Here is a 21679-nt window from a genome sequence, read left to right on the forward strand (position 1 = left end):
TCTCGGATCGGCCCTTTTTGGAATATGGTGGGTGGTACTGGGATCGAACCAGTGACCCTCGCCTTGTAAGGGCGATGCTCTCCCAGCTGAGCTAACCACCCGGGAAAAATGGCGGAGCGGACGGGACTCGAACCCGCGACCCCCGGCGTGACAGGCCGGTATTCTAACCAACTGAACTACCGCTCCGCATCAATTCGGGCCCGTGGGCCTGAACCTGAAACCGGATGGGGTGATCCGGTAATGCGCTTGAAAGTGGTGGGTGGTACTGGGATCGAACCAGTGACCCTCGCCTTGTAAGGGCGATGCTCTCCCAGCTGAGCTAACCACCCACTTTCTGGCTTCGTTCCCAAAGCTTTTACGGCTGGCGTAACGCTTTGCCGAACATCTGAAGCCTGTCACCCGGTTGTCAGCGCAGCTGTCTCAACCAAGTGAGAGGCGCATTTTAAGCATTTGGCTGACGGTGTCAAATATTTTCCCGGAATTTTCTGAAAAAACCTGCAAGCCTTTAAAAAACGGACAGTTTTCGTTCAATTTCCCTTTTTGCCAGCGGCACTGTCCGGCACGGATTTTACGCTACGGAGCGCCGGCTTGCGCTGCCCGGCCCGTTGGGCCTTTTCCTGCAGCGACAGCTCACTCACCCGGGCCCGACGGTCTTGAGGAACGGACCGCTCGGCCAGGGAACAATTCAGCGCATCCAGACGTTTCTGCAGATCGCCCCAGCCCTCGAGGAGCTGAGGCACAACATCATCCGTCAGTTTTTCAAAACGAAGTCTGAGAGAATCCTTGAGCGACATGGGGTTTCAATTCCAAGCGGTATACCTGCCAACAGTGTAGCCAGCCGTCAGAAAATCCACCAGCCACCGCCGGACTCCGCCTCCTCGCGACGCTCCCGCTCACGTTCAAGCTCGGCGTACTCGCGCTCGAGTTTCTCGATTTTCCGGTCTGTTTCCAGCGGAACGGTCGGGCCGCCACCGAAGGGCCAGAACCAGGACGCGGATTCATACTTGCCCTCGGCCTTCAAGCGCTCGAGCTCCAGTTCGCGCTCTTCCTCGAGCAATACCCGCTTGCGCTCATAGTCGACGTCTTCCGTTACTTCCACGATCGAGGTCGCCGCATGGTTTGGCGCCAACAGGTCACTGTTCAGAAAACGGGTAGACACAAGCTCATCGGCCTGCATGGCATAGTCACGCGTCACCAGTTGCAGATCTCCCTGGGCCAGCGGATGGTCCGGATCCAGCTGCGGATGCCGCTGGTCGGGCTCTGTCAGCTCGTTATACCGCAGGTAATAGATCTTGCCTGGCTCAACCTTGAGCGTGGCGTCTGCAATAAGGCTCAGACTGAACGAATTGAGCCCCTCGAGACCCAGCAGCGGCCTGCGCATGGCAATGTGTCTCTCCCCTGGGCTGACTTCCAGCCAGGTGAAACTGTCATTACGTATATTGAAGTAATGGGTGTCGTCTATGTAAACGCTGGGCGCCTCGATCTCGTCGGCCGCCCACTGGGAGTGAGTGCGATAGAAATACAGCAGCGCGTTTCGACGGTCCCAGCTGTCGTTATCGATGTGAACGAAATCGTGCCCGGACACCGGATGCAGGAACGAACCGACACTCTTGCCAATAGACTGGTACACCGTACAGCCGGACAAGGCCAGCAACAGCAGCGCCGCAGCCAGCGGCCGGAGAAAAGCGGGAACGGAAGGCACTCGGGTTTTCATGGTTGGCAACTCTTCATCCTGATTGCGAGTTGCCCGATCATAACAACTGGCAAACGGCAGAAATGAGAGCTACCGCAAGGGCTGGCTACAAACCGTTACAAAACCCGGGATACCGCCCGTTCAGGCCAGCGTTTATTGTCCGCTGACCTGGGTCCGAAGCTGATTCACTTCTTCCGAAAGCCGCACCAGCCGCGAGGTGAGCTGCGACCGAGAGGCATCAATAGAGTCCACCGTGCGCTTCAGGTTTGCCAGCTCATTGCTGAGGGCCTGCACCCGACTATCCCCGGCGAGCTGATCGGTTTCCCGCTCCAGGGCGGCCACACGGCCCTCAAGCCCGCTGATGCCCAGCTTCTGCTCCTGCTCGAAACGCCGAATCCGGTTCTCGATCACCTGATCCACATCCGCCAGCTGCTGGCTGAGACGGGTCAATTGCTCCGTTGCCTGCCGGTTCGCGTCCTGCAACGCCGCCACCGAGGTTTCAGTCTGGTTTTTCAGGGCAGCAATGTCGGAGGACAACGACTGACGAGCCTGCTCAACCGATGCTTCAACCGCACCAATGGCCTTGTCATTCTCTGCCAGACCCGAGTCCAGCGCGGCCAGCCGCTCCTGGTGCTCGTCCAGGCGCTTCTTGTTGCGCTCATTGGCCACCGCCCACAGCTTGCGGATCTCGCTGTCCGCGGTATCCAGCCGCTTCTCCTGAGCCGCAATCTTGTCCTCCAGCGACTCACCCCGCTCCTGCAGATTCTCGCCGGTTTCCGACAGCTCACCTTCAAACCGTGCCAACGCCAGCTTGCTCTGCCGCGCCCAATAGTCCGCTTCCTCAAGCTGACTCTCCAACGCCTGAACCCGCTGCTCCTGGGTGTACCAGCCGGCACCAGCAGCCGCTGCCACCACAACCAGCAACACCCACAGCAGCGCAGAGCTCCCGCGTCCGCCACCTCCGTTGCCCCCCTTCCGTCCACCGGACGGCGCTCCGCCCGCCGGCGGCTCCGCCTTGCCGCCCGCCGACGCCTTGCTACCTGAAGACCCGGGCTTCCTTTCCGCCGTTTTCTTTGGCTCGGCACTGCCGATCGGTCGTTCGGCCCTCAGTTCATCATCATCTGGACGGATGGGTTCCATTACAGCTCCTGACTATGGACGGTTACAGCGATAGGGTCTGATAATACCTGTACTTAGGCACGGGTAAAAATGTTGGGAGTCCCCTGGCGTCTTGCACCTCAGCTCGGGGCGTCGTTGGGAAGGCTTTTCCGGAAATGTCTGAAGCCATGGATGGCTTCAGCCAAGCGCACATGGGTGAGACGGAGCGCTGATGAAGCGAAGCTTCATGCGACAGGCGAACGACGGCAATCTGTGATTGCTGGCTGGACCCCGGAGGGGTGCTCGTAGCGTTTTCCGGAAAAGCCTTCCCAACGGCGCCAAGCACCGGGCTTTGTTGCATGGTAGGTAGGCAAAACATACAATGGCCGGCTTTCCAATTATCACAGGATGTTGCACATGCAGCCGCTTGTAGGACTCATCATGGGCTCCAAATCCGACTGGCCCACCATGGAACACGCTGCCGCCATGCTAGAGAAACTCGGCGTGCCCTACGAAACCAAAGTCGTCTCCGCCCATCGCACCCCGGACCTCCTGTTCGACTACGCCAAAACCGCCGCCGACCGCGGCCTGAAAGTCATTATCGCCGGTGCCGGCGGCGCGGCCCATTTGCCGGGCATGGTTGCCTCCCAGACCGCCCTGCCGGTACTGGGTGTGCCGGTACAGTCCAAGACACTGAACGGCCTGGATTCCCTGCTCTCTATCGTCCAGATGCCCGGTGGCATTGCCGTAGGCACCCTGGCCATTGGCAAAGCCGGTGCCACCAATGCAGGCTTGCTGGCTGCCCAGATCCTCGGCACCTTCGATGAGAGCATTCGCAACGCCGTGGAAGAATTCCGTTCAACCCAGACGCAAACCATACTGGACAACCCCGACCCTCAGGATCCGTAATATTAACCTCGGTGCAAGAAACGGCAGGAGAGCTCAAATGAGAATTGGTGTACTGGGCGCCGGACAACTCGGGAGGATGCTGGCGCTGGCCGGGTATCCACTGGCCAAGACCTTTGTCTTCTATGACATGTCTGGCAGCCCAAGCGCAGGCTTGGGCGAAGTCATCATCGACCGCGAAGGCGAATACCTCGATGACTTCCTTTCCCGCGTGGACCGCGTGACCTACGAGTTCGAACACCTGCCGGTGGACGTTGCTGAGCAGATCGCCAGCCAGAAGCCGGTGCACCCCTGCCCCAGGGCCCTGCAGGTCTGCCAGAACCGGGAAGCCGAGAAAACCCTGTTCGGGCAGCTCGGGATCCCGACACCCGAGTGGAAAATCGCCGACAGCGCGGCTTCTCTGAAAGCAGCCGCCGAAGCCCTGGGCTGCCCGGTGGTTGCCAAGTCCAACACCGAGGGTTACGACGGCAAGGGCCAGGCGGTGCTCAGAAGCCCGGAAGAAGCCGAGGCGGCCTGGGCGTCCATCGGTCATCCACGGCTGATTGTCGAGAAGTTCGTGGACTTTCACCGGGAAGTGTCGATGATCGCAGTGCGTGCGGAAGACGGGGACCTGGCGTTCTATCCGATGGCCGAGAATACCCACCATGAGGGCATTCTGCGCTACTCCATCGCTCCGGCTCCAAAGCTGGAAAAGCACGTACAGGAAGACGCCGAGCGGTACATCAAGGCGCTGTTGAACGAATTGGACTACGTTGGCGTATTAACCCTCGAACTTTTCGAGACTGCTAATGGCCTCGTTGCCAACGAAATGGCCCCCAGGGTGCACAACTCTGGGCACTGGACCATCGAAGGCGCCATGACCAGCCAGTTCGAGAATCACATCCGGGCCGTGAGCGGGCACCCACTGGGCAATGTTGCCCCCCGGGGCGTGAGCTGCATGATCAATATCATCGGCGAGCATGGCGACATCGAGCGCATCCTCGAACTGCCCTATGCCCACGTGCATCTCTATAACAAGGGAGAGCGCCCGGGCCGGAAGCTGGGCCATGTGAATATCCTGGCCGACAGTTACGAGGAACTGGTTTGGCGCGTAAAGACCTGCGCCCAGTTCCTGCCAGGCTGCCCCGAGTTCAAAAGCTCTTTGACAGCAAAGGGTTGATATCGATCAAACCGCCCCTATATTGGGGTGGTGAACGTAAACACAAACAGAGAGACAGGGAGAACGACCTCATGGCATTTGAACTTCCCGCACTGCCGTATGAAAAGAACGCACTGGAACCGCACATCTCTCAGGAAACGCTTGAGTACCATTACGGCAAGCACCACAACACTTACGTAACCAAGCTCAATGGCCTGATCGAAGGCACTGACAATGCCAACAAGTCCCTCGAGGACATCATCAAGAGCGCCAGCGGCCCGCTGTTCAACAATGCAGCTCAGGTCTGGAACCACACCTTCTACTGGCACTGCCTGAGCCCGAACGGTGGTGGTGAGCCCACCGGCGCCGCCAAGGAAGCCATCGAGAAAGCCTTTGGTTCTTTCGAGGACTTCAAGAAAGAATTCAACGACAAGGCCGCCAACAACTTCGGTTCTGGCTGGACCTGGCTGGTCAAGAAAGCAGACGGCAGTGTTGCCATCGTGAACACCAGCAACGCGGAAACCCCGCTCACCGGCGCCGACAAGCCGGTACTGACCGTCGATGTCTGGGAACACGCCTACTACATCGACTACCGGAACTCCCGCCCGAACTACCTCGAGGCATTCTGGAACCTGGTGAACTGGGATTTCGTAAACGAAAACCTGGCCTGATCCGGTCCGGACTCGAGCTAGCGGCCCCCAGGGGCCAAGACAGGAACGCCCGCCTCGCGCGGGCGTTTTTGTGTCTACCTTTCCGACACAATTACAAATCGATACAACTGCTCTCTGAATAATTCAAAAAAATCGCCGATACTCCATGAAGATATGGCCATACTGAACCATACTGACGGGTAATCTACAGGCCGGCCTCAAGGGGGTCGCCCATTGTCCGATTTTTTTCACATTGCCGTTTGTGAAACGATCGTCCTGACGGAACCGGATTAAAGACAGTACTGAATGCAGAATTCCTTTGAGGTAGAACATCGGCTGGGCTCACGGATACTGCGCTGGATTCTTGCCGTGGCCCTGATCAGCGGTATTGTCGTCAGCACCGTACAGGTTGTGCTGGACGCCAGGCGTGTGTCCGCCGTACTCGATAACGATGCCCGCCAGACCATCGCGATGATCAAGGATGCTGCAACCCAGGCGGTGTTCAGCATTGATTCGGATCTTGCCCAGCAGGTGGTGGACGGTCTCTTCGCCAAACAGTCCGTGCATATGGCCCGTATCGTCCACCCGGACGGCACACCCCTGGGTGAGCGGAGCCGCCCTCTGCTGGAGGCGGCCTTTCGTCCACTGACCGACCCGATTTTCGAGGACGAACGCCAGTTTCGCGAGCCTTTGTCCCGCGAGGCCAATCCGGACATGGTCTACGGCTACCTCGATGTCCACTACGATACCGCACCGGCCGCCAACACCTGGCTGGACCGGGCAGCGGTGACCTTCGCCTCCGGCATCGCCACCGCCCTGATACTGGGTATGGTGCTGTTCTACGTGTTCCACCTCCTGCTGACCCGGCCGCTGCTACGAATCGTTGCCTCGGTCAAACAGGTGGACCCGGCGCATCCGGACGACCGACTGGTGACCACGCCCTCCGGGCATCAGAGTGACGAGCTGGGCCTGTGGGTCAACGCCACCAACAACCTGCTGGTTGCCATTGGCGACAGCCAGAAACGTCACCAGGAAGCCGAAGACCGGGTGAGCCGGTTGTCCCGTTACGACCAGCTCACCGGACTGCCCAGCCGGGACACGTTCATGGAGCTGCTGGTTAGGGATATCGAGGAGGCCAACAAGCGTGGCGTTCAGTTATCGCTGATTGTCTGTGGCATCGATGATTTCAAGTCCATTAACGAACAGTGCGGTTTCCGGTCGGGGGATCTTATCCTCCAGACCATCGCGGACCGGCTCACCAGCAAGCTCGACAACGCCCGCTTCACCATTGCCCGGCTCGGTAGCGACCAGTTTGTCATTGTGGAGAAAGGCCTCCGTGACGGCTTCCAGGCGGCCGACACCGCCGATCGGATTCTGGCCTGCATCAGCGAACCCATGCTGGTGGAAGACCAGAGCATCGCCATGACGGCTACCATGGGCGTCGCACTTTACCCCTCGGATACCGGACAGGCCGATCGACTCCTGCAGTGTGCCGAACAGACCATGACTCTGGCCAAACAGAACGGGCAGAACCATTTCCAGTTCTACGTCGCCAGTATCGACCAGGAAATCCGCGACCGGAAACAGCTCGAGAAGGATCTCGCCAAGGCCCTGGCCAACCACCAGTTCCATCTGGTTTATCAGCCCCAGATCAACCTAGAGAGCAAGCGGGTGATCGGCGCCGAGGCACTGCTTCGCTGGGAGCATCCGATCCGGGGCCTGGTGCCGCCCGACCTGTTCATACCTGTGGCGGAGGCCAACGGCTCGATTGTCGAAATCGGGCAATGGGTGCTCGATCAGGCGTGCTGGCAGGCCGCGCGCTGGGCCTCAGACGGCGCACCGCTGCGCATCGCCGTGAACCTGTCGGCGGTTCAGCTGCGCCAGAATACGATTGTGGAAGACGTCCTGGACACACTCCGACGACACAACATCCCGGCGGGCCGGCTCGAACTGGAAGTGACCGAAACCAGTTTCATGACCAACCTCTCCGATGCTGTCGCCAAACTACACCGGCTGCACCAGGCCGGCATCAGCATTGCGGTCGACGATTTTGGTACAGGCTACTCCTCACTGACCTACCTGAAGCAAATGCCGGTCCAGCACCTGAAAATCGACAAGCAGTTCATCCGCGACCTGCTGGTGAATGAAGAAGACACCCGAATTGCCAACACCATCATCGACCTGGGCAAAAGCCTCAACCTGTCCGTGGTCGCCGAAGGGGTGGAAACCGCCGAGCAGGAATACTACCTGAGCCAGCGAGGCTGCAAGCTGGCTCAGGGCTACTATTTCAGCAAGCCGCTATCGCCCCGCGATTTTGAGACCTTCGTTAAGGGTTTCCACGAGCAGATTGTGGAAAATAACGCCTGATTCATCTCTCTGAGGAGCCGCAATGGGTACCACCGTCATTGGCCTGATTGTTATTGCCGTCGTTGTCTTCTACCTCGTGTTTATCTACAACCGCCTGGTTTCACTGAGAAATCAATTCAAGAACGGCTTTGCGCAAATTGACGTGCAACTGCAGCGCCGTCACGATCTCATCCCCAATCTGGTAGAGGCCGCCAAAGCGTACCTGAGCCATGAGAAGTCCACCCTCACCCAGGTCATGGAAGCCCGCAACAATGCGGTAAGCGCCCAGAAAGACGCCGCCCGGGACCCCGGCGATGGCACCAAGATCCAGCGCCTGGGCAGCGCCGAGAACCTGCTGACCAAGGCCCTGGCCAACTTCTATGCGGTGGCAGAGAACTACCCGGACCTGAAGGCCAACGAGACCATCCAACAGCTGATGGAAGAGCTTTCCAGCACGGAGAACCGCGTGGCCTTCGCCCGCCAGGCCTACAACGATGGTGTGATGAGCTACAACACCTTCCGGGAGCAGTTTCCCAACAACATCGTGGCGGGCATGTTTGCGTTCAAGGAAACCTCCCAGCTTGAACTGGAATCCCCCGAGGCCCGCCAGGCACCCAAAGTGGCCTTCTGAGGCCCTCACCCATGGCTCATCCCGGTTTTTTCCAGCGCCAGGCCCACGCCCGGCGCAACACCAGCCTGCTGGTGTTTCTGTTCCTGACCGCCGTTGCGCTGATTACCCTGGCTGTTTGCCTGGTGGGCTACCTGGTGACCCGTAGTGAAAGCTCCGGGCTCGCCTTTCACAACTGGCTGCTGTCGAGCCACGGGCTGCTGACGGCCGCAACCGTGGTTGGCCTTATCGTGCTCGGCTCGTTGCTGCGCTGGGTTGACCTGGCCGGCGGCGGTAGCCGGGTTGCCAAAATGGTGGGCGCACGCCCCATCGATCCGGATACCCGTGACGCCGACGAGCGCAAGCTGCGCAACATTGTCGAGGAAATGTCCATCGCCAGTGGCGTGCCGGTTCCCGAGCTCTACGTGATGGACCAGGAAACCGGCGTCAACGCCTTTGTTGCCGGCTACACACCGGGCGAGGCGGTGATGGTGGTGACTCACGGAGCGGTTACCCAGCTCACCAGAGACGAGCTGCAGGGCGTTGTGGCCCATGAATTCAGCCACATCCTGAACGGCGACATGCGCCTAAACGTAAGGCTGATTGCGTTGCTGGCGGGAATCCTGATGATCGGGCAGATCGGCGGTTTCCTGTTGCGGGCCTCCTTCTATCGGGGCCACCGGGTGGGTCGATCAAGGGACGGGCGGGCCCAGGCAGCCATGGGCATCATCGGCGTGGCCCTGTTTGTAATCGGTTACGTAGGTGTGTTCTTTGGCCGGCTGATCCAGGCTGCGGTTTCACGGCAACGGGAAATGCTGGCCGATGCCTCGTCGGTCCAGTTTACCCGGAATCCGGAAGGCATTGCCGGCGCCCTGTTCAAGATCGGCCTCAAGGGTGGCTTCCTGGACACCACCAGTCACGCCAGCGACATGAACCACATGTGCTTTGGCGAGAGCGCCCGGATGAAGTTCACTTCCCTTCTGGCCTCACATCCCCCGGTTGAAGAGCGGATCAATGCAATCCAACCAGGTATGCTCGCCAGGCTCCGGAGCCGGCTTCGTGACACCGAACCAGGCAACCGTCTCTATTCCGGCCCTGCGCCTTCAGCCGGGGCGGCGGCATTCGCGGGCGGGCAGCCCAGGGCTTCCACCTCGCCCCTGGCATCCAGTCTTTCGCCGCCCACCAACACACGTAAATTCTCCGACCAGGTGGGCACGGTCAATCGGCGCAGTGAAGATTTCGCCCTGCAGTTCCTGGAGCGGCTTCCGGCCACCTTCCGGAATCTTCTGTACACCCGGGCAGGCGCCATTCAGCTGTGCTACGGGCTGCTGATCAGCGAACTGCCTCGCCAACAGCAAACCGAACGGCTGGGCCTCCTGCCTGACCATCCGGTGCTTGGAAGCCAGCCCGACCTGCTCGATAAGTTGCTACCTGCGCTCAAGACCATCGGTGAGGGCGTGCGGTTTCCTGCCCTTGAGCTGGCGATGCCGGCACTGCGCAAGCTGGATCCGGAAGAAAGGGAACTGCTGATCACCAACGTCCAGAAACTGGTGGCCGCGGATAACCGCGTTACCCTGTTCGAACTGGCCCTGACCAGCTTCCTGTCACGGCATCTGGGCGACGAGGCGGAGCGGGTTGTTCCCGTTCGCTACAAGAGCTACCGGCCAGTGCTTCCGGCGCTGCAGAGGGTTCTCAGCCTGCTGGCACGGGCGGGCACCGAAAACCAAGACGAGGCAGAGGTTTTGTACCAGGAGGCCATGGCGGGCTTTGTGGACGGCCGCAGTGACAAGGCGCCGACCCTGGAGAAGGTCACCATGCGTCAGCTTCGGGAGGCGCTCACAGCCCTTAACGGGCTGTCACCGCTACTCAAGCCGGCGGTGATTGATGCCTGTGGCTACTGCATAACCCGGGACGGCCGGGTAGACGCGCGGGAGTATGAGCTGATGCGACTGGTGGCGGACCAGATAGACTGTCCGATGCCGCCCCTGTCGGTTTGAGGGGCCGGGTTACTGAACCCGGGTGGTGCCCTCTTCGAACAGCGTATCGGCCGTCGGGTTGCCCTCCTCAGACGAGGGAATGCCAAGCTTTTCGCGGATGTTCAGATTGACTTCCCACAGCTGGTCGAACTTGTCTGATGTGGCAGCAACAGCCTCTTCCTTGCCCAGCAGAATCTTCGGGCGCAGGAACACCAGCAGGTTCCGCTTCACCCGACGCTCCGACTCGGAGGAGAACAGGCGCCCGAGCACGGGGATATCCCCCAGCAGCGGCACCTTGCTCTTGTTAACCTGGTAATCGTCCCGCGTCAGGCCGCCCAGAACGATGGTTTCGCCGTCGTCAGCCAGAACCGTGGTCTTGATTTCACGCTTGTTGGTGACGATGTCCGAGGCGTTCTCGATGCTGTCGGCCACGCTTTCGGTGGTTTGCTCCACCACCAGGCGCACCAGGCCGTCGGCACTGATGGTCGGTGTTACCTTGAGAGTAAGGCCCACGTCCCGGCGCTCGATGGTGGTGAAGGGGTTAGTGGCGTTGTTGCCGGTTGCGGTGTACTGCCCGGTCCGGAACGGCACGTTCTGACCCACGGTAATCTCGGACTCCTGGTTATCCAGCGTGATAATGCTGGGCGTAGATAACAGGTTGGCTGCCGAGGAGGTAGACAGCGCCTGCAGCAGGATGCCCCAACTGATGCCGTTCTCATCACGCTGGCCCGCACCAATGGTGATACCGCCGGTGGCCGGCGTAATGGCGGATTCGGTGAGGATCGCGCTGAGCACCTCACCCAGGCTGCGCCCGACATTGCCGAAGTTGGTACCAGCCACCGGGGTTGATTCCCCGGACTCGTCGCCAACCGCCACCTGCACGCCCAGATCCTGACCCAGTTCGTCGCTGATCTCGACAATGGCCGCTTCAATCATTACCTGAGCCCGACGCACATCCAGGGCGGCAACAATCTGTTCCGCTTCCTGCATCAGGGAGGGCTCACCCCGAACCACCAGGGCGTTCAGGCCTTCATCGGCAAACACGGCAAAGTTGCTCTCTGGCCTGGAACCGCCGGCTGCGCCACCGGAACCGGCGCTCTCTTTCACCAGCTCACCCATGACTCCCTTGAGGATTTCGGTCAGATTCTTGGCATCGGCGTGCTTGAGACGCAGCACCTTGGTGGTGCCACCGGTAGCCGAAGGCTGGTCCAGCTGCCGGATAAGGCCGCGCATTTTGTCACGGAAGGTCTCGTCACCCCGCAGAATCAGCCGATTGCTGCGCTCGTCGGCGGTCACGCTGTATTTACGGGCAACGTTCTCGCCACCGCCGCCGCGGCCCAGTTCATCCGGGGCGAGCTCCTGTAGCAGGGTTACCATGTCCCCCACCCAGGCTTCCTGCAGCTGGATCACCTCCACCTCGTATTTCGACGGGCTGTCCAGCTCACGGACAATCTGCTCGATGCGCTGGATATTGGACGAATGGTCGCTGATGATGAGTGCGTTCGCCGCCGCCACACCGGCGAGGTGACCGTACTTGGCCACCAGGGGTCGCAGAATGGGCACCAGTTCCAGGGCGTTGGCGTTATCGATCTGGATCACGCGGGTGATCAGCTGTTCGGAGGGCGTTTCCTCAAAGCGGTTCAGAGACTCGGCGGACTGTTTGGCATCCACCTGCTGGACCACCTTGATCACTTCTTCACCAGGTATGGCCGTGAAGCCGTGCACGTTGAGAACCGCCAGAAACAGATCGTAAATCTCATCCTTGTTCATGGGCGCGCTGGAGAGCACCGTGACCTTCCCCTTCACCCGCGGATCCACCACAAAACTGTAGCCGGTGATGTCCGCCACCTGGGTTACGAAAGCGCGAATGTCGGCATCTTTCAGGTTCAGTCTCCAGGTTTCGGCTTGTTGTCCATGGGCCACGGACATGAACGGGAGCAGAACCAGCAGGACAAGCGCCCGCAGAAAATTGATCTTGTGGTTATACATCTGGCGATTTCGTCCTGTTTCGATGAACCCGGTCAGCGCCACTGCTCGGGTATGGCATAACTGATGGTGAGGATGGATCCGTCACGCTCGATTTCTATGTCAATCTGGGACTGGCCCCGCCAGCTTTCCAGCAGCGACTTGTCCTGGCTGATATCCCCCAGCCTCTGGCCGTTGATGGCGGTAATCACATCGCCGGCCTGCAGGTTGACGGCATTGAGCATGGGGTTGGAGCCGTCGTAGACGTACCCCGACGCCCCGCTCTGGTCCACCGGGCTGAGGCCAAACGGCGCGAGAGCGGCAACACCCTGGCTATCAATCTGTTCCCTGGCATTGGCCAGGAACGCATCCGGGGATGATTCTGCCGACTCGGTGGCCACTTCTGCAACCAGTTCCGAGGACTCCTGCTCCTCGAAGGTCAGGGATTCGTAGCGTCCTCCCCGACGAATGAGCACCCGCCCCGGCTCAACCTCCGCAAGCTCCGCGTTGCCCGGTAGCAGGTCACCGACCCGGTAATACGCCGTTTCACCATTGCTTCCCGCAACTATAGCACCGGAGTCTTCCGGACGCTGTCCCACTAGAACGCCCTCGAGGCGCAGACGCAGGCGGGTCTCCGGTGCAGAGCGTCGAACCGCTTCGGCCACCTGGCCGGGGCTCTCCGAACGGCCGAAGAAATCATAGACCGCCATCGACGCGCTCTGCCCGGCGCTTCTTCCGGCCAAGCCAGGGCCCTCGGAAGCTGGCGCCTGCGGCACAGGCCGGTCATCCCAGGCAATCAGCCAGCTGATCCGGGCCATGAACACCGCAAGATACACCACCAATGCCAACAGCAGCAGGTTGGCGAACGCCCGCGATACCCGGGTTTGCGCCGGCGTGCTCAGTAACGCCATGGGGTCGATCTCCTGCTTACCCGTTCATTCAACGGCAACATGGTCACAGCCCGGGAACCAGCGGCTGACGAACCCGGAACACAATGTCTCCCGGGCGCGCGGTATCTGGCCAGGGCTGCCCGGCAAGATCCACCATGCGTTTGTAGACCCGCAGCTCCAGCATTCCGTTCCACAACACGGTCGCATCCGCCGCCGGGCCTTCGCCACCCTGGGCAGACACCGTGAGGGCAACGCCGCCCTCGGTTGTGTCCATCGTGGCCTGCATGGGTGGAAACTCTGCCTGGCCGCGTTGATCGCCCATGGGCCAGGTCACCAGCCCGCCCTGCCATCGGGCAATGCCCTCGGCCTCAACCAGCCGGTTATCTGCCCAGGCCAGCTGTAATCGATCAACCGTAACCTCTCCCTCAATCATGGCCCCACCGCTCTGGCGTATCAGCTCCTCGAACTCGGCAACCGTGATCTGCCCGCTGGCCTCCAGCCGGGCGCTGGCCGGCCATCCGATCGTAACATTGCCGTTCAGGGAAGAGTGTGACGATGCCACAGAAATATCGATTGGCAACGCGAGCTCGGTGGCCCTTGGCGTGTTCAGGCGCCAGTCGACGCGAACCGGGAACCCTGCAACCACCACGCCCGCCTCGCCGTCCCAAAGCGTGCCGGCAACCTGGCGAACCTGAACCTGTTGCGGTAGGGTCACAAAACCCGAGGCGTGATGCCACACCCAGCCGGCGGGGACCAGAACAGCGAGTGCCAGACAGTAAACAATCAGCCCCAGCAGCAGAAGCACAAGCAGCTTGCCTGGGCGCAGAAAGGATTTGGGTTGGGCGTCACTCATTCAGCGTTGCACAGATAATGGACCGGTAGCCGAGTCTAGCAAAGCCCATAGGCAAGTTCATGACAAAAAAACAAAAACCCCGCGTTAGCGTGAACCAACGCGGGGTTTTCGATGTGGGCCGGGCAGCACTTCAGGAATGAAGCGCTGCCTGGAGTCTGGCCGGCATTACATCATGCCGCCCATGCCTCCCATTCCGCCCATGCCACCCATGTCTGGCATGCCGCCGCCGGCTTTCTCGTCTTCCGGCTCGTCGGCAACCATCGCCTCGGTGGTGATGATCAGAGACGCCACGGAAGCGGCCGCCTGCAGGGATGAACGGGTCACCTTGGCAGGATCCAGGATACCCATGTCCAGCATGTCGCCGTACTGCTCGGTGGCAGCGTTGAAGCCGAAGGAGCCTTCGCCTTCCTTCACCTTGGCAACCACAACGGAAGACTCACCGCCTGCGTTGAACACGATCTGACGCAGCGGCGCTTCCATGGCACGGCGCAGAATGTTGACGCCTGCCTTCTGCTCTTCGTTGATGGCATCCACCTTGTCCAGGGCCGCAATGGCGCGGATCAGGGTAACGCCACCACCCGCCACGATGCCTTCTTCAACGGCAGCGCGGGTGGAGTGCAGCGCGTCTTCAACGCGAGCCTTCTTCTCTTTCATTTCCACTTCAGAACCGGCGCCCACCTTGATGACGGCAACACCGCCAGCCAGCTTGGCCACACGCTCCTGCAGCTTCTCCTTGTCGTAGTCGGAGGTGCTGTCTTCGATCTGCTTGCGGATCTGCTCAACGCGGGCTTCGATGTCTGCCTGCGCGCCGGCACCGCCGATGATGGTGGTGTTTTCCTTGGTCACGTTCACACGCTTGGCGGTGCCCAGGTCGTCCAGAGTGGTGTTCTCCAGGGTCAGACCCACTTCCTCGGAAATCACGGTACCACCGGTCAGGATGGCGATGTCCTGCAGCATCTCCTTGCGACGGTCACCAAAGCCCGGCGCCTTGACGGCGTTGACTTTCACGATGCCACGCATGTTGTTCACAACCAGAGTCGCCAGGGCTTCGCCCTCGATGTCCTCGGCAATGATCTGCAGCGGCTTGCCCGCCTTGGCAACGGATTCCAGCACCGGCAGCAGTTCGCGGATGTTGGAGATCTTCTTGTCGACCAGCAGGATGTACGGGTCATCCAGCTCGGCGGACATGTTGTCCTGATTGTTGATGAAGTACGGGCTCAGGTAGCCGCGGTCGAACTGCATACCTTCAACAACGTCGAGCTCGTCTTCCAGGCCACGGCCTTCCTCAACGGTGATTACACCTTCTTTGCCGACTTTCTCCATGGCGTCGGCGATGATCTTGCCGATGGTCTGGTCGCCGTTGGCGGAGATGGTGCCTACCTGGGCAATCATCTTGCTGTCGTCACAGGGCTTGGCCATTTCACGGATGGCTTTCACGGCCTCGGCAGTGGCCTTGTCGATGCCACGCTTCAGGTCCATGGGATTCATACCGGCAGTGACGGCCTTGATGCCCTCGTTAACGATGGACTGGGCCAGTACAGTAGCCGTAGTGGTGCCGTCACCGGCACTCTCGTTGGCCTGGGAAGCCACTTCCTTCACCATCTGGGCGCCCATGTTCTCGAACTTGTCTTTCAGTTCGATTTCCTTGGCCACGGACACACCGTCTTTGGTGATGGTCGGTGCGCCGAAGGACTTCTCCAGTACCACATTCCGGCCTTTCGGGCCGAGGGTTACTTTCACCGCGTCTGCCAGGATGTTGACGCCTGCGACCATGCGCTTGCGTGCACTATCACCGAATTTAACGTCTTTTGCTGCCATGTCTTCTATTCCTGTTCGTTAAACCGAAATCGTTGAACCAATCGGATTAATGAGAGTTCGTGCGATTCGCCTCGGCGATCACTCGAGCACGCCGTAAATGTCGCTCTCGCTCATGATAAGGAGCTCTTCGCCGTCGATCTTGACGGTGTTACCGGCGTACTGACCGAAGACCACGGTGTCACCCACCTTGACCGCCAGTGAGCGGGTTTCGCCGTTGTCCAGGATGCGACCATTACCCACGGCGATCACTTCGCCCTGGGAAGGCTTCTCTTTGGCGTTACCCGGCAGCACGATGCCACCCGCAGTTTTCTCTTCTTCTTCCTTACGGCGTACGACAACACGATCGTGTAGCGGACGAATTTTCATTGCTCGGCTTCTCCAATAGTCAGATTAATGTGGCAATGACATTGTTGATGTAGGTCGGATTAGCAACGCGTAATCCGACAAATTGCCCGGCTTGATAACCAACTGATTTCAGCGGTTACAGGCCCGCAGCGAACTTGTGGGACTTATCTGGGGCTGGCCCGGTGGTTTTCAACACCCGGCAGGAAAATTTTTTCACTTTTTTTCGATGCGATCCCGGTCGGTTTCGGTCTCGTCCCGGTACTCGCCTTCAATGATGTTGCCGTCACTGTCCCGATCAAACGGCCGCTGCCGACCGAAGGGGTTTCCGCGACCACCGAAAGGGTCCTGACCAAAGGGATCCGCGCCTCCACCGGCCCGGAAATAGAAGCTGCGACTCTGCCCGGAAGCCACCATCCTTTTCAGGGCCTGGGCGGCCAGCCAGTGACGGCTACCCGGGATCAGACAGAGGAAGCCAACGGTGTCGGTGATAAAGCCCGGCGTGAGCAACAAGGCGCCGCCTACGGCCAGAATCAGCCCTTCAGCCACCTCCCTGGCCGGCAATTCCCCGCTGTTGAGTCGCTGGTTGGCTTTCAGCAGTGTTGCCAGGCCTTGCTGGCGCAACAGCCAGGCGCCGATCACGGCGGTCAGCAGCACGAGACCGACGGTATTGAGCACACCAATCATGCCGCCTACCTTGATCAACACCGCCATTTCGGCGATGGGCATGATGATGAATAGAAACAGAAACACGGACATCGGGACCTCGGGGACTGAACTGGAGTTTTGGAAGGTCTGGTATACTCGCAGCCCTTCAGTTTTAACAATAAGCCAAGCCCCGCACATGGTCTTCCGCACCAATGTGCAAGGCAAAAGGACGCACAGCAACCTTAAAACCACCTGACAATAGTGATTAGGGCAAACCATGAAACTTCAAGATTCCGTGATTGCAATTACCGGCGGTGGCCAGGGCCTTGGCCGTGCCATGGGTGAATATCTCGCGGCCAAAGGTGCGAAAGTCGCGCTGATCGACCTGGTGCCGGAAAAGCTGGATGAAGCCGTTGCCGCGTGCAAGGCCGCCGGCGTCGAGGCCCGTAGCTACGTTTGCAACGTCGCCAAAGAAGAGGACGTTGAGAAAACCTTCCAGGCCATCGTCAACGACTTCGGCCACCTGAACGGCCTGGTGAACAACGCCGGTATCCTTCGCGATGGCCTGATGGTGAAAGTGAAAGACGGCGAGATTGAGCGCCGGATGGAACTGTCCCAGTGGCAGGCGGTAATCGACGTCAACCTCACCGGTGTGTTCCTCTGTGGCCGGGAAGCAGCTACCCAGATGATCAGGAATGGTGACCAGGGCGCGATCATCAACATCGCCTCCATTTCCCGCGCGGGCAACATGGGCCAGAGCAACTACTCCGCCGCCAAGGCTGGCGTGTCAGCCCTGGTGCCTGTGTGGGCCAAGGAACTCGCGCGCTATGGCATCCGCTGTGCGGGCATCGCCCCGGGCTTCATCGAGACTGAAATGACGGCCTCCATGAAGCCGGAAGCCCTGGAGAAGATGACCGCAGGTATTCCGCTCAAGCGCATGGGCAAGCCCGAAGAAATTGCCTCGGCGGCGGCGTTCATCTTTGAGAACGACTACTTCTCCGGACGGATAGTTGAGGTGGACGGGGCTCTCCGGCTGTAGAACCCCTTCGGCTGAAAACCTGCGCTAGGGTTGCCACTGGAATCGGCTCATGGAGACGCGACCGGTGGTGACCTCAACACCTTCACTCCTCAATCTGTTCACCTGTGTTTCGTAAGCCTCGGAGCCTTCGGGAAATGCGATCTGGCCATTACTGCGGATAACCCGGAACCAGGGGATGCTGTGGCCGGTCGGCAGCTTGCCCAAGGCTCGGCCTATGTATCGGGCCTGGCGCCCCAGGCCGGCCATGGCGGCAACCTGGCCATAGCTGGCGACGCTGCCGCGTGGAATGGCGGCAACGACTTGCCAGATTCTCTGATCTTTTGTGGGCTCTGACATATCTCCTGGCGCCTCGTCTTCTTTTGGATCACGCTCCGCTTATTCCGCCTTCTGCCTAGACCGAGCTGCGCTCCCATTCGCCATCGGGCTCCGCTTCTCTTTTTCTCGGTGCCAGCGCATCCAGCCGATTACCGTGTCGGATCATGAACACCGCCAGCAGAATGGCGGGCACGCCCATAAGTCCGGCAATCAGGAAGAATTCCGCATAACCGAACCCTGCCACCACGATGCCAGAGAAGCCTCCGATGAACTTGCCCGGGAGGGTCATCAGCGAGCTGAACAGGGCGTACTGGGTGGCGGTGAACGAGGCGCTCGTCATGCTTGAGAGCCAGGCAATCAGGGCCACGTTGGCAATACCACCACTGAGATTGTCGGCGCTGACCACGGCGGCAAGGGTCATGATATTGGGCGGGTACTGGGCCAGCCCCACAAAAAACAGGTTGGTGGCCGCCGTCATAACGGCCCCGAGCAGAAGAATGCGGCGCACGCCATAACGAACCACCAGCACCCCGCCGATCAGTGAGCCAGCGATGGTCATGAAAAAGCCGAAAATCTTGGTCACATCCGCCACCTGGGTTTTGCTGAAGCCCATGAAATCCAGGTAAAAGGGGTTGGCCATCACGCCCATGGCGATGTCGGAAATCCGGTAGACCGCTACCATCAACAGGATGATCAGCGCCAGTTCCCGATAGCGCCGGAAGAAATCCAGGAAAGGCCCCGCCACGGCGGCATAAAACCAGCCCACCAGCCGGGCCAGGCGCGGATTCAGGTGGCTGCGCCGCGCGGCTTCCTGTTCGATTTTATGGGCGATGTCCTGGGCGGCGGCGAAATGATTGACCGCCGGTTCGCGAACCACCAGCACGGTGAGCGCCCCCACGCCCACCAAGGCCGCCATGACCTCGTAGGACACCTGCCAGGACCAGAACTCTGCGAGATACAGGGCGCCCGCTCCGGCTACCAGCAGGGCAAGCCGATAACCAAAGATGTAGGTGGCCGCCAGCGCCGCCTGCAACCGCTCCTCGGCAATCTCGATGCGGTAGGCGTCAATGGCCACATCCTGAGTGGCGGAGGAAAAAGCCACCAGCAGACCACACAGGGCCATGATCTCTGGCGCCGTGGTGGCATCCACTTGCGCCATCAGATACAAACCCGTGGCAATTCCCATCTGGGCGAACAGGATCCAGCTGCGGCGCTTGCCCAGCAGCCGGTCCAGAAGCGGCAGCTGCAACCGATCCACCACCGGCGCCCAGAACACCTTGATGGAATAGGTAATGCCCAGCCAGCTGAAGAAACCAATGGTGGCCGTCTCCACACCCACATCCGCCAGCCGTGCGTTCAGGGTGGAGAACACCAGCAGGAACGGGAGGCCGGCGGAAAACCCCAGGAACAGGAGCGCAATGACCTGCCAGCGGGTGTAGGTGTACAGCGTGTCCCGGATCAAAGCCAGGCGGTTGCCGGTAAGAATGATCAGGCCTCCGGATCAGTCGCGGAAGTTGTTGAACTGCAGCGGGATATCCAGCTCGGCTTCGCGCAGCATGGCAATGGCCTCCTGAAGATCGTCACGCTTCTTGCCGGTAACGCGAACCTTGTCGCCCTGAATACTGGCCTGAACCTTCATCTTCTGGTCCTTGATCATCTTGACGATTTTCTTGGCCATGTCGGTCTCGATGCCCTGCTTGAGCTGTAGGTGCTGTTTCACCAGCTTGCCCGACTTGCTATCGCCATTTTCGGCCAGCGCCCGGGTATCGATGTTCCGCTTGGCGAACGCCATGCGCAGCATGTCCATCAGCTGCTCCAGCTGAAATTCCTGCTCCGCGCTGATGGTAATGCCCTTGTCGTCCAGCTCGATATCCGCTTCCACATTCTTGAAATCCCACCGGTTACCCAGCTCCCGTTTGGCCTGGTCCACCGCGTTGGTGACTTCGTGCATATCAATTTCCGAAACTATGTCAAAAGAAGGCATGGTCGTTATTCTCCCACTGGGTAAGAAGGTATACTGCCGGAATTTGCTGGGGATGATACCAACCCCCGGGATCTCCCGCACCTGACAACGGACTGGTAGAAGACGATAACAATGCCGAACCTGGACCTTCCCATCCTCGTAGTAGACGACGCGAAATTCAGCAGTATGGTGGTAAGCCGCACGCTGCGAAATGCCGGTTATCGCGACGTACGCATCGCCAACAATGCCCCGGCGGCCCTGGAGCTGATCGAGCAGCGGCCGGTGAGCGTGCTGATTGCCGACTGGCTGATGCCCGAGATGGACGGCCTGGCGCTGACCGACCAGGTGCGCCAGCAGGATGAACAGGACAACCACTACACCTATGTGATCCTGCTGACCGCACGGGAGAGCGTGGAGGCATTATCGGAAGCGTTTGATCGGGGTGTGGACGATTTCATCTACAAGTCCGACATGACCAAGCAGCTCATTCCCCGGATTTTTGCGGCGGACCGCATGGCCGACCGCCAGAACACCCTGCTGCGGGCCAATTCCCTGCTGATCGAGAACAATCGGGAGCTGGAATCCACCAATATCATCGATCTGGAAACCGGCCTGTGTAACACCCGCTATGGCCGCGAGCGCCTGAACAAGACCCTGCGTCACGCGGAGTCCCGGGGTGGCTGTACGGCCTATGTTCTGTGCGGCATCCGCAACTGGCAGGAACTCAAGCGCAAGCATCCGCCCACGGTTATGAGCGAATTGGCCATCGGCATTGCCCGCCGGCTGAGCACGCTGATCCGGCCCATCGATGCCCTGTGCCGCGTTGGCGACAACCAGTTCGCGATCATCGCCTATTTTCCCAACAGCGATCACTGCAGCACCACCGCCTTCCGGCGGGTGTTCGACGGTATCAATCACAAGGCCCTGAAGACCACCGCCGGCTATATTTCGGTGGAAGCAGGCATGGTGCTTTGCAAGGCCGACGCCCAGAAGGGCACTCCGTCTACCCAGGACATGGAGCGGGCGGCGGTTCACGGGCTGGTGGACGCCTACGATACCCGGCGGTTCACGGAAGTCGTGCCGGAGATTGGCGCAACGGCATAATCCAGCAACCAGTGTCAGCCTTGGGGACACACTCGGTAACACTGGGACACACATCACAAACAGACAGGAGTGAGCGAGGGGCTTATTCTGACATCGTGGATTCAAGCAGTATCCCCCATGGTGGAGGAGCCGTGTAGTACCTCCGCCGCCATATGGGGAATGAAGTCCACCGGATTAACGAATTTTTCAGGCACTTTCGTTCTTTCCTTGTTTTTGGGCCAGCTCTTTAGCTGGCCTTTTTATTTTCTGGCTTTTACGTCTTATATTGGAGTTACGCGGCGGCGGTGTCGGGAAGGCTTTCCCAGAAAACGCCCGTGAATACATCCCT

At 59.9% G+C, this 21679-nt stretch carries 20 protein-coding genes and 3 tRNA genes; 8 read left to right on the top strand and 15 right to left on the bottom strand.

Annotated features, from left to right (window positions below):
* Positions 1-25: 25 nt before the first annotated feature.
* The 6 genes from AC0J1C_RS11575 to AC0J1C_RS11600 form a co-directional block, all read right to left on the bottom strand.
* Positions 26-101, bottom strand: a tRNA-Val gene (locus tag AC0J1C_RS11575).
* Positions 102-109: 8 nt separating this feature from the next.
* Positions 110-186: transfer RNA gene (locus AC0J1C_RS11580), tRNA-Asp, on the bottom strand.
* Positions 187-253: 67 nt separating this feature from the next.
* Positions 254-329: transfer RNA gene (locus AC0J1C_RS11585), tRNA-Val, on the bottom strand.
* 198 nt (positions 330-527) lie between these two features.
* Positions 528-740, bottom strand: coding sequence for a hypothetical protein (locus AC0J1C_RS11590; protein ID WP_375191742.1), 213 nt, complete (start codon positions 738-740; stop codon positions 528-530).
* Between the two features lie 101 nt (positions 741-841).
* On the bottom strand, positions 842-1714 hold the full coding sequence (locus AC0J1C_RS11595) for a DUF2846 domain-containing protein (RefSeq protein ID WP_375191741.1): 873 nt from the start codon (positions 1712-1714) through the stop codon (positions 842-844).
* A gap of 132 nt (positions 1715-1846) precedes the next feature.
* The gene (locus AC0J1C_RS11600; protein ID WP_473044016.1) at positions 1847-2833 is read right to left on the bottom strand and encodes a hypothetical protein; all 987 of its coding nucleotides are present in this window, start codon (positions 2831-2833) and stop codon (positions 1847-1849) included.
* Positions 2834-3208: 375 nt separating this feature from the next.
* Here AC0J1C_RS11600 and purE point away from each other — a divergent pair, with 375 nt between their 5' ends.
* The 6 genes from purE to AC0J1C_RS11630 all read left to right on the top strand — a co-directional run bounded on the left by purE (position 3209) and on the right by AC0J1C_RS11630 (position 10435).
* The gene (gene purE, locus AC0J1C_RS11605; protein ID WP_473044017.1) at positions 3209-3700 is read left to right on the top strand and encodes a 5-(carboxyamino)imidazole ribonucleotide mutase; all 492 of its coding nucleotides are present in this window, start codon (positions 3209-3211) and stop codon (positions 3698-3700) included.
* A 37-nt stretch (positions 3701-3737) separates the two neighbouring features.
* Positions 3738-4856 (top strand): 5-(carboxyamino)imidazole ribonucleotide synthase, encoded by a 1119-nt coding sequence (locus AC0J1C_RS11610; protein WP_473044018.1) that lies wholly within the window; start codon positions 3738-3740, stop codon positions 4854-4856.
* Positions 4857-4927: 71 nt separating this feature from the next.
* Entirely contained in the window at positions 4928-5506 is a 579-nt protein-coding gene (gene sodB / locus AC0J1C_RS11615) for a superoxide dismutase [Fe] (RefSeq protein ID WP_136631545.1), read from the top strand.
* Between the two features lie 285 nt (positions 5507-5791).
* Positions 5792-7852: a putative bifunctional diguanylate cyclase/phosphodiesterase gene (locus tag AC0J1C_RS11620; protein WP_473044020.1), complete on the top strand. Its 2061-nt coding sequence runs from the start codon at positions 5792-5794 to the stop codon at positions 7850-7852.
* Between the two features lie 22 nt (positions 7853-7874).
* The gene (locus AC0J1C_RS11625; protein ID WP_091986460.1) at positions 7875-8462 is read left to right on the top strand and encodes a LemA family protein; all 588 of its coding nucleotides are present in this window, start codon (positions 7875-7877) and stop codon (positions 8460-8462) included.
* Between the two features lie 11 nt (positions 8463-8473).
* Positions 8474-10435, top strand: coding sequence for a M48 family metallopeptidase (locus AC0J1C_RS11630; protein ID WP_473044021.1), 1962 nt, complete (start codon positions 8474-8476; stop codon positions 10433-10435).
* Positions 10436-10444: 9 nt separating this feature from the next.
* Here AC0J1C_RS11630 and gspD read toward each other — a convergent pair whose 3' ends face one another.
* The 6 genes from gspD to AC0J1C_RS11660 all read right to left on the bottom strand — a co-directional run bounded on the left by gspD (position 10445) and on the right by AC0J1C_RS11660 (position 17041).
* Complete coding sequence (gene gspD, locus AC0J1C_RS11635) at positions 10445-12403, bottom strand: type II secretion system secretin GspD (RefSeq protein ID WP_375191735.1); 1959 nt, start codon at positions 12401-12403, stop codon at positions 10445-10447.
* 32 nt (positions 12404-12435) lie between these two features.
* A complete protein-coding gene (locus tag AC0J1C_RS11640; RefSeq protein WP_473044022.1) occupies positions 12436-13290 on the bottom strand; it encodes a type II secretion system protein N in 855 nt (284 codons plus the stop codon).
* Positions 13291-13333: 43 nt separating this feature from the next.
* Positions 13334-14122, bottom strand: a complete 789-nt coding sequence (gspN, locus tag AC0J1C_RS11645) for a type II secretion system protein N (protein ID WP_473044023.1) — start codon at positions 14120-14122, stop codon at positions 13334-13336.
* Between the two features lie 165 nt (positions 14123-14287).
* The gene (gene groL / locus AC0J1C_RS11650) at positions 14288-15940 is read right to left on the bottom strand and encodes a chaperonin GroEL (protein WP_375191732.1); all 1653 of its coding nucleotides are present in this window, start codon (positions 15938-15940) and stop codon (positions 14288-14290) included.
* Between the two features lie 78 nt (positions 15941-16018).
* Positions 16019-16306, bottom strand: coding sequence for a co-chaperone GroES (gene groES, locus AC0J1C_RS11655; protein ID WP_053112533.1), 288 nt, complete (start codon positions 16304-16306; stop codon positions 16019-16021).
* A gap of 192 nt (positions 16307-16498) precedes the next feature.
* Entirely contained in the window at positions 16499-17041 is a 543-nt protein-coding gene (locus AC0J1C_RS11660; protein WP_473044024.1) for an FxsA family protein, read from the bottom strand.
* A 166-nt stretch (positions 17042-17207) separates the two neighbouring features.
* Between AC0J1C_RS11660 and AC0J1C_RS11665 the strand changes: the two genes are divergently transcribed.
* Positions 17208-17969, top strand: coding sequence for an SDR family oxidoreductase (locus AC0J1C_RS11665; protein ID WP_473044025.1), 762 nt, complete (start codon positions 17208-17210; stop codon positions 17967-17969).
* A gap of 24 nt (positions 17970-17993) precedes the next feature.
* On the opposite strand, the gene AC0J1C_RS11670 is transcribed toward AC0J1C_RS11665, so the two are convergent.
* Genes AC0J1C_RS11670 through AC0J1C_RS11680 form a run of 3 tightly spaced genes read right to left on the bottom strand, consistent with a single transcriptional unit; the run spans position 17994 to position 20268 of the window.
* Entirely contained in the window at positions 17994-18305 is a 312-nt protein-coding gene (locus tag AC0J1C_RS11670) for an MGMT family protein (RefSeq protein WP_473044026.1), read from the bottom strand.
* 55 nt (positions 18306-18360) lie between these two features.
* Entirely contained in the window at positions 18361-19746 is a 1386-nt protein-coding gene (locus tag AC0J1C_RS11675) for an AmpG family muropeptide MFS transporter (protein ID WP_473044027.1), read from the bottom strand.
* Between the two features lie 39 nt (positions 19747-19785).
* On the bottom strand, positions 19786-20268 hold the full coding sequence (locus AC0J1C_RS11680) for a YajQ family cyclic di-GMP-binding protein (protein ID WP_091986476.1): 483 nt from the start codon (positions 20266-20268) through the stop codon (positions 19786-19788).
* Positions 20269-20379: 111 nt separating this feature from the next.
* Between AC0J1C_RS11680 and AC0J1C_RS11685 the strand changes: the two genes are divergently transcribed.
* A complete protein-coding gene (locus AC0J1C_RS11685; RefSeq protein ID WP_473044029.1) occupies positions 20380-21351 on the top strand; it encodes a response regulator in 972 nt (323 codons plus the stop codon).
* The last annotated feature ends 328 nt before the right edge of the window (positions 21352-21679 follow it).

It is taken from the genome of Marinobacter sp. E2, assembly GCF_055755345.1.